This is a genomic window from Georgenia thermotolerans, from assembly GCF_009193185.1.
In the GTDB taxonomy this organism is placed as follows: domain Bacteria; phylum Actinomycetota; class Actinomycetes; order Actinomycetales; family Actinomycetaceae; genus Georgenia; species Georgenia thermotolerans.
On the sequence record NZ_VUKF01000080.1, the window covers coordinates 1 to 7,674 of the forward strand.

At 76.0% G+C, this 7,674-nt stretch carries 8 protein-coding genes and 1 pseudogene; 5 read left to right on the top strand and 4 right to left on the bottom strand.

The genetic code is table 11. The annotated features are described in order from the left end of the window. The 3 genes and pseudogenes from GD970_RS20945 to GD970_RS20955 form a co-directional block, all read right to left on the bottom strand. Positions 1-345 (bottom strand): annotated as a pseudogene (locus GD970_RS20945) (NifU family protein); the annotation flags it as partial. Further along, positions 342-2,279 carry a ferrous iron transporter B gene (gene feoB, locus GD970_RS20950; protein ID WP_152204823.1) on the bottom strand — a complete coding sequence of 646 codons (1,938 nt, stop codon included), beginning with the start codon at positions 2,277-2,279 and terminating at the stop codon, positions 342-344. The pseudogene GD970_RS20945 and the gene feoB, both read right to left, overlap by 4 nt. Then, positions 2,276-2,623 carry a FeoA family protein gene (locus tag GD970_RS20955; RefSeq protein WP_152204824.1) on the bottom strand — a complete coding sequence of 116 codons (348 nt, stop codon included), beginning with the start codon at positions 2,621-2,623 and terminating at the stop codon, positions 2,276-2,278. The genes feoB and GD970_RS20955 overlap by 4 nt, the downstream gene beginning before the upstream one ends. 197 nt (positions 2,624-2,820) lie before the next feature. On the opposite strand from GD970_RS20955, the gene dapE reads away from it, so the two are divergent. The 3 genes from dapE (at position 2,821) to GD970_RS20970 (ending at position 5,068) form a co-directional block, all read left to right on the top strand. Then, the gene (dapE, locus tag GD970_RS20960) at positions 2,821-3,942 is read left to right on the top strand and encodes a succinyl-diaminopimelate desuccinylase (RefSeq protein ID WP_152204825.1); all 1,122 of its coding nucleotides are present in this window, start codon (positions 2,821-2,823) and stop codon (positions 3,940-3,942) included. Between the two features lie 28 nt (positions 3,943-3,970). Beyond that, positions 3,971-4,810, top strand: coding sequence for an LOG family protein (locus GD970_RS20965; RefSeq protein ID WP_152204826.1), 840 nt, complete (start codon positions 3,971-3,973; stop codon positions 4,808-4,810). A gap of 90 nt (positions 4,811-4,900) precedes the next feature. Then, positions 4,901-5,068 (top strand): DUF3117 domain-containing protein, encoded by a 168-nt coding sequence (locus GD970_RS20970; RefSeq protein WP_193314316.1) that lies wholly within the window; start codon positions 4,901-4,903, stop codon positions 5,066-5,068. A gap of 83 nt (positions 5,069-5,151) precedes the next feature. On the opposite strand, the gene GD970_RS20975 is transcribed toward GD970_RS20970, so the two are convergent. Continuing rightward, positions 5,152-5,784, bottom strand: coding sequence for an O-methyltransferase (locus GD970_RS20975; RefSeq protein ID WP_152204828.1), 633 nt, complete (start codon positions 5,782-5,784; stop codon positions 5,152-5,154). Between the two features lie 161 nt (positions 5,785-5,945). Between GD970_RS20975 and sigE the strand changes: the two genes are divergently transcribed. Further along, the gene (gene sigE / locus GD970_RS20980; protein ID WP_152204829.1) at positions 5,946-6,587 is read left to right on the top strand and encodes an RNA polymerase sigma factor SigE; all 642 of its coding nucleotides are present in this window, start codon (positions 5,946-5,948) and stop codon (positions 6,585-6,587) included. Further along, positions 6,584-7,516, top strand: a complete 933-nt coding sequence (locus tag GD970_RS20985) for an anti-sigma factor family protein (RefSeq protein ID WP_152204830.1) — start codon at positions 6,584-6,586, stop codon at positions 7,514-7,516. Before sigE ends, GD970_RS20985 begins: the two co-directional genes overlap by 4 nt. Positions 7,517-7,674 lie beyond the last annotated feature (158 nt).

Below are 7,674 nucleotides of genomic sequence, written 5' to 3' on the forward strand. Positions count from 1 at the left end.
GCCGGACGCGCCCGCCCGGGCCGCGCCGGCGTCGTCGGCGCTCCCGGCGTCCGGCGCGCCCCGCACCGCCCAGCCCGCCGGCGTCGCCAGCGCCTCGTGCAGCGCGGTGCGCACCCGGGCGCCGTCGGCGGCCCAGCTGCGCCCCGGGCCCAGGCGGGTGACCACGGCGCGCGGCTCGGCGACCACCCGGGCCAGCGTGCCGCCGTCGAGCAGGCCGCCCAGGGCGCCGGGCGCGGCCGCGACCTCGCCGGTGACCGGCACCGCCCCGGCCGGGACCACCCACCGCAGCTCGGCCGGGTCCGCGCCCGCCACCGGGTGCATCGGGACGAGGGCCGGGGCGCTCACAGCAGCGCCATCGTCAGGTGCCGGGCGAGGAAGGCCATCACCCAGGCGAGGACGGACATGTACGCGAAGGCCGTCAGGGGCCACCGCCAGCCGCCGCTCTCGCGGCGCATGACCGCCAGCGTGCTCATGCACTGCATGGCGTAGACGAAGAACACCAGCACCGCGACCGTCGTCGGCGTGGTGAGCACCGGCTGCCCGGCGTGCGGGCCGTCGGTGAAGGTCATCGCCTCCAGGGCGGCGCGGGGGTTGTCGGGGTCGTGGGCGGCGGCCACCTGGCCCAGGGTGCTGACGAACACCTCCCGGGCGGCGAGGGAGGAGATGATCCCGATGTCGACGTGCCAGTCGAAGCCGAGCGGGGCGAAGACGGGCTCGATCGCGCGCCCGACGCCGGCGGCCACGCTGTGCTCCATTACGTAGCTCGTCACGGCGGCGGCGTCGGCGGTGTCCACTCCCGCGGCGGCCAGCTCGTCGGCGGAGCGGGCCGGCAGGTTGAGCAGGAGCCACAGGGCGATCGTCACCGCGAGGATGATCGTGCCGGCCTTGCGGACGAACGCCTTCGAGGAGGTCCACATGGCCACCAGCACGCTGCGCCCGGTGGGCACCCGGTAGGGCGGCATCTCCATGTAGAACGGCATCACCGTGCCGCGGCGCCCGGTGACCTTGCTGAACACCCACGCCGCCGCCATGGCCGAGACGGCCCCGAGCAGGTACAGGCCGAACATCACCGCCCCCTGCGCGCCGAACGGGCCCACCCGGGCGCCGGGCTCGACGAGCAGGGAGATGAGCAGCACGTACACGGTCAGCCGCGCCGAGCAGGTCATGAGCGGGGCGGCCATCATCGTGGCGATGCGGTCGCGCGCCGAGGGCAGCGACCGGGTGGCCATGATCCCGGGGATGGCGCAGGCGACGGCGGACAGCAGCGCGACGAAGGCCCGCCCCTCCAGGCCCGCCCGGGCCATCACGCGGTCCATGAGGAACGCCGCGCGGGAGAGGTAGCCCACCCCCTCCAGCAGCGACAGCAGCAGGAAGAGCAGCATGATCTGCGGGACGAACACCAGCACCCCGCCCACCCCGCCGATGACGCCGTCGGCGAGCAGGCCGGCCAGGGTCGGGCTGGGGACCTGGGCGCGGACCACGCCGGCGAGCCCGGCGAAGAACGTCTCGATGGCCCCCTGCAGCGGTGCTGCCAGCACGAAGATCGTCTGGAAGAACGCGAACATCACCGCGAAGAAGGTCACCGTGCCCCACACCGGGTGCAGGAGGACCCGGTCCAGCCGCTCGGTGGTGGCGTCCAGGTGCGGGGCGCGGTAGTCCGCCGCGCCGAGCACCGAGTCGATCCACGCGGCCGTCTCGGCCGGCTCGGTCGGCGGCGGCAGCGGGGAGCGCGGCCAGCCCGTGGCGCCGGGCAGCGCGGCGCGCAGCGCGTCGATGCCCGCCCGGCGGTGGCCGAGGACGCGGTGGACGGGCACCCCGAGCGCCGCCTGCAGACCGGGCACCGACAGGTGCCCGCCGCGGCGGGCGAGCTCGTCCGACATCGTCACCACGACGCAGGTGGGCCGGCCCAGCGCGAGCACCTCGGCGACGAGCCCGAGGGAGCGGCGCAGCGTGGTCGCGTCGGCGACGACGACGAGGGCGTCCGGGGCCGGCACGCCGTCCAGGCGCCCGGCCAGGAGGTCCGCGACCACCTGCTCGTCCGGGCTGACCGGGGCCAGCCCGTAGGTGCCGGGCAGGGCCTCGACGGCGACCTCGGCGCCGTCGACGTGGCAGGTGCCGACGGAGCGGGTGACGGTGACGCCCGGGTAGTTGCCGGTCTTGGCGTGCAGACCGGTGAGGGCGTTGAAGATGCTGGTCTTGCCGGCGTTCGGGCTGCCGACGAGGGCGACGCGGCGCGCCGCCGTCGCCACGCCGGCCTCCTCCGGGACGTGGCACGTCACGGGGCGGCGACCACCTGGACGTCCCGGGCCTGCTCCCGGCGCAGGCAGAGCGAGTAGCCGCAGACCCGGTACACGCACGGGTCGCCGAGCGGGGCGCGGCGCACCGCCTCGATGACCGCCCCGGGCAGGAAGCCGAGGTCGCGCAGCCGGCGGGCCACGGCGGGGCTGGCCGAGACGACGTCGGTGACGCAGGCGCGGCAGCCGGGGGCGAGGTCCGCGAGCGTGCCGGTCGGGTCGGTCGCCGCGGGGCCGGTGGCGGCGGGCCCGGTGGCGGGCGCGGTCGCGAGCCGCACGGTGGCGGGAGGGACGGACGCGGTGGGAGCAGCGGTGCGCGGACGTGCCATGAGCCCTCCTCGCTCGGGTGCGCCGGTGTTCCGGCCCCGGGCGGCGGCACCGTCCGGCCGGTAGAAGGTAAGGCTAGCCTTAGCCATCCGGCAAGAGGTCCGACCTTGGTCCCGGGCCGGGCCGGGCCGGGCCGTCGTCGCGGGCCAGGCAGCAGTCCGGGCCGGGCCGTCCGGCCCGCACCTCGTAGGGTCGGACCATGAGCGAGACCTTCCCGCGCGCCGGCGCCGCCGTCGTGCTGCCGGACCTGGCCGGCGCCGACGTCGCCGACCTCACCGCGGCCGTGTGCGACATCCCCTCCGTCTCGGGGGAGGAGGGGGCGCTCGCGGACGCGATCGCGGCGGCGCTGCGGCCCTACGACCACCTCGAGGTGCTGCGCGACGGCGACGCCGTCGTGGCCCGCACCAACCTGGGCCGCGGCCAGCGGGTCGTCGTCGCCGGCCACATCGACACCGTCCCGGTCAAGGACAACCTGCCCACCTGGCGGCGCACCACCGCCGACGGGACCGAGGAGCTGTGGGGCCGCGGCACCACCGACATGAAGGGCGGCGTCGCCGTCGCGCTGCACCTGGCGGCCGCGCTCACCGCGCCCCGCTGGGACGTCACCTGGGTCTTCTACGACCACGAGGAGGTCCACGCCGACCTCAACGGGCTGGGCCGGCTGGTGCGGGTGCACCCCGAGTGGGTCACCGGCGACCTGGCCGTCCTCGGCGAGCCGACCGCCGCGGGCATCGAGGGCGGGTGCAACGGCACCCTGCGTGCCGACGTCCGCCTGACCGGGCGCACCGCCCACTCGGCGCGGGGGTGGCGCGGCGAGAACGCCGTGCACCGCGCCGGGGAGGTGCTCGCCCGGCTCAGCGCCTACCGGGCCCGGGAGGTGGAGGTCGACGGGCTGGTCTACCGCGAGGGGCTCAACGCCGTCGGCATCCGCGGCGGCATCGCGACGAACATGATCCCCGACGAGTGCGTCGTCACCGTCAACTACCGCTTCGCCCCGTCCCGCTCGCCGGAGGAGGCGGAGGCCCACGTGCGGGAGGTCTTCGCCGGCTACGAGGTGACCGTCACCGACCTGGCCGGCGGGGCCCGGCCCGGGCTGGACCACCCGCTCGTGGCCGGGTTCGTCTCCGCCGTCACCGCGGTCACCGGCGGCGCCCCGGGCCCGAAGTACGGGTGGACGGACGTCGCCCGGTTCGCCGAGCTGGGGGTGCCGGCGGTGAACTTCGGCCCCGGCGACCCCATGCTCGCCCACGCCGACGACGAGCGCGTGCCCGTGGACCAGATCCGCATCTGCGCCGACGCGCTGCGCGCCTGGCTCGCCTGACCCCGCCGACACCGAGGACACTGGTCATATGACACGCACCGTCCACCCCAACCGCCAGGACCCCGGCGGCCGCCCCCGCCGCGAGAGCAACGGCTACCGCAAGGGCCCGGTGCTCCTGCGCGGGTCGCTCGTGCCCGAGGAGACGACGGACGCCCGCCTGCTCAAGCCGGAGCAGGACACCAGCTGGCTCCACCAGGACCCCTGGCGGGTGCTGCGCATCCAGGCGGAGTTCGTCGAGGGCTTCGGCGCGCTCGCCGAGATCGGCCCGGCCATCTCCGTCTTCGGCTCCGCCCGCGTCAAGGCGGAGGAACCGGAGTACGTCCTCGCCGAGGAGATCGGGCACCTGCTCGTCGAGGCCGGGTTCGCCGTCGTCACCGGCGGCGGGCCGGGGGTCATGGAGGCGGCGAACAAGGGCGCCTGCGAGGCCGACGGCCTCTCCGTCGGGCTGGGCATCGAGCTGCCGTTCGAGCAGGGCATGAACCAGTGGGTCGACCTCGGGGTCAACTTCCGCTACTTCTTCGCCCGCAAGACGATGTTCGTCAAGTACTCCCAGGGCTTCATCGTCCTGCCCGGCGGCTTCGGCACCATGGACGAGCTCTTCGAGGCGCTGACCCTGGTGCAGACCCAGAAGGTCTCCTCCTTCCCGATCGTCCTGGTCGGCAGCGAGTACTGGGGCGGGCTCGTGGACTGGCTGCGCGACACCATGGTCGCCCGCGGCACCATCAGCCCGGCCGACCTCGAGCTGCTGCCCGTCGTCGACACAGCGGAGGACGCCGTCGAGGCGGTCCTGGAGCGGGTGCGGGTGCTGGCGAAGGAGCGCCAGGCGCAGGAAGCCGCGTCGGTCGAGGCCGGCGGTGCCCCTGAGTGATCTAGACTTAACTCCAGTGGCAGTCCGAACGGAACCCCTTTGCGGCCCGGACGGACGGTCCGACATCCATGGAGAAAAGGGGTGCACCACATGGCCGCGATGAAGCCGAGGACCGGAGACGGACCGCTCGAGGTGACCAAGGAGGGACGGGGCATCGTCATGCGCGTCCCGCTCGAGGGTGGTGGCCGGCTGGTCGTCGAGCTCACGCCGGCGGAGGCCGGGGAGCTGAGCGAGGCGCTCAGCGCCGTGGCCAGCTGAGCACCCACCACGACACGCACCGACGGCCGGCCGGCCTTGCTGGCCGGCCGTCCGCCGTGGGAGGGGACCCTCGGCGGGGGCCCTCAGCGGCGCACGGCCACCAGCAGGCCGTCGCCGCTGGGCAGCAGCGCGCTGACGAGCCGGGCGTCCTCGCGCACCTGCCGGCCCAGCTCGCGCACCGCCACCGTGGTGTCGTCCCGGCGCGCCGGGTCGGCCACCCGGTCGTGCCACAGCGCGGCGTTGACGGCGAGGATCCCGCCGGGGCGCAGCAGGCGCACCGCCTGGGCGACGTCGTCGCCGGCCTCGTTGGGGTCGCCGTCGACGTGGACGAGGTCGTAGGCGCCGTCGGCGAGGCGGGGCAGGACGTCGAGGGCGCGCCCGGCGATGAGCCGGGTGCGGGCCGGGCGGATGCCGGCACCGGCGAGCGCCTGGCGGGCGGCGCGCTGGTGCTCGGACTCGACGTCGATGGTGGTGAGCACGCCGTCGGGGGTCATCCCGCCGAGCAGCCACAGCGCGCTGACGCCGGTGCCGGTCCCCACCTCGGCCACCGCGTGCGCCCGGCCGGCGGCGGCGAGCACGCGCAGCGCGGCGCCGGTCCCCGCCGAGACCGGGGTGACGCCCAGCTCCGCGGCGCGCAGCCGCGCGTCGGCGATCGCGTCGTCCTCGGGGACGAACTCTTCGGTGTAGGCCCAGGACAGGGCCTTGTCGGCAACGATGGTGAGGCCTCCGGCGGGATGGGGCGGCGCGGGCCGCGGGTGGTGCGTGGTCCGCGATGCGGACCATCGTCTGATGCTACCGGGGCGGCGCCCGCTCCCAGGCGACGTCCAGCAACTCTCATTACCATGGTGGCCAACCGCCTGCCCTGAAGGACGTGACCATGCCCGACGCGGACCATAGCTCCGCCCCCCACGCCCCGACCGCCGCCGACGCCGACGGGGCCGCCGAGTGGTCGGCGCCGTCCTGGGAGCAGATCGTCGCCGAGCACTCCCCGCGCGTGTACCGCCTGGCCTACCGTCTCACCGGCAACCGGGCCGACGCCGAGGACCTCACGCAGGAGACGTTCGTGCGCGTCTTCCGGTCCCTGCACGCCTACAAGCCGGGCAACTTCGACGGCTGGCTGCACCGCATCACCACCAACCTCTTCCTCGACCAGGCGCGCCGCCGCTCCCGCGTGCGGATGGACCCCATCGGCGAGGCCACCGACCGGCTGCCGAACGCGCACGACTCCGAGGAGCCCGAGCGCGGCTTCGAGCACGCCCACCTCGACCTCGACGTCCAGGCCGCCCTGGACGCCCTCCCGCCGCGCTACCGCGCCGCCGTGGTGCTCTGCGACATCGAGGGCCTGTCCTACGAGGAGATCGCCGCGACCCTCGACATCAAGATGGGCACCGTCCGCTCGCGCATCCACCGCGCCCGGGCCATGCTGCGCGAGCAGCTCGAGCACCGCCGCCCCGGGGCGGGCACGTCCAGCCAGGCGGCCCAGCCGCGCACGCCGGCGTTGCACGGGGGCGCCGCATGAGCCACCTGGGCGACGACGTCAGCGCGCTGGTCGACGGCCAGCTGCCGCCCGAGCGCGCGGAGGAGGCCCTGGCCCACCTCGTCGGCTGCGAGCCGTGCGCCCGGGAGGTGGCCAACGAGCGGGCCTCCCGCCGGCGCCTGGCCCAGGCCCGGGACGTCGCCCCCAGCGCCGAGCTCACCCACCGGCTCATGCGGATGGCGCACGAGCCGCCGCCCCCGGAGCACCGCGGCCGCACCCTCGTCGACCTGGCCCTGCAGCCCCTGACCTCCGGCCGGACCCGCCGGCGCCTCGCGGTGCGCAGCGTGCTGGTCCTCGCCGGCGTGGCCGGGGTGGCCGGGGTGCTCACGGTCGTCGGCATGCTCACCGAGCGCACCGGCGACCCCGCCCTCATGGTGGCCCAGCTCAGCGGCGCCGGGACCGGGGAGTCGCGGTTCGTCGTCTCGGCGGACACCCCGCGCACGGCCGCGATCGGCGGGCCGACCGCCGACACCACCCACGCGGCGCTGGGCTGGCTGGCGGCCAACGGGTGGAGCGCGCCGAGCCGGCTGCCCGACGACCTGCGGGTGAGCCACGTGGGCACCGTCGCCGGGCCGGACGGCCAGGAGCTGCTCGAGATCGAGCTCCTCGGCGACGGGCACCAGGTGGTCGTGCTCGAGCAGCGCGGGGTGCTCGACGGCGCCTCGCTGGCCGAGCTGCCCGCCGTCGACCTCGGCGGGCACGAGGCCTACCAGCTGCCCGTGCCGGGCATCGCGCTCGTCCTGCAGTGCGGGGACATCACCGTGCTGGTCGCCGGGCCCGGCGGGGAGGACGACGCCGTCCGCGCCGTGGCGGGCGCCTTCCCGGTCACCGAGCCGGGATCCGGAATGACCGACCGGCTCGGCCGCGGGTGGCAGACACTGGTCGGGTGGACCGACCTGATCGCGAGGTGAGCACGGACGGGGGAGGGCCCGACATGACGCACGAGCACGGCACCGACCCCACCGAGCCGCCCCAGCCCACCGAGCCGCCCCACGCGGGCGACCAGCCGCACCCCGGCGCCGGCGACCAGCCGCGCCCCGGCGCCGGCGACCGGCCGCGCCCCGGCGCC

What these genes read in the sequence shown, in the direction of transcription:
- GD970_RS20955 (WP_152204824.1), bottom strand. Translation starts at nt 2,623, where the DNA reads ATGGCACGTCCGCGCACCGCTGCTCCCACCGCGTCCGTCCCTCCCGCC.
- dapE (WP_152204825.1), top strand. Translation starts at nt 2,821, where the DNA reads ATGAGCGAGACCTTCCCGCGCGCCGGCGCCGCCGTCGTGCTGCCGGAC.
- GD970_RS20965 (WP_152204826.1), top strand. Translation starts at nt 3,971, where the DNA reads ATGACACGCACCGTCCACCCCAACCGCCAGGACCCCGGCGGCCGCCCC.
- GD970_RS20970 (WP_193314316.1), top strand. Translation starts at nt 4,901, where the DNA reads ATGGCCGCGATGAAGCCGAGGACCGGAGACGGACCGCTCGAGGTGACC.
- sigE (WP_152204829.1), top strand. Translation starts at nt 5,946, where the DNA reads ATGCCCGACGCGGACCATAGCTCCGCCCCCCACGCCCCGACCGCCGCC.
- GD970_RS20985 (WP_152204830.1), top strand. Translation starts at nt 6,584, where the DNA reads ATGAGCCACCTGGGCGACGACGTCAGCGCGCTGGTCGACGGCCAGCTG.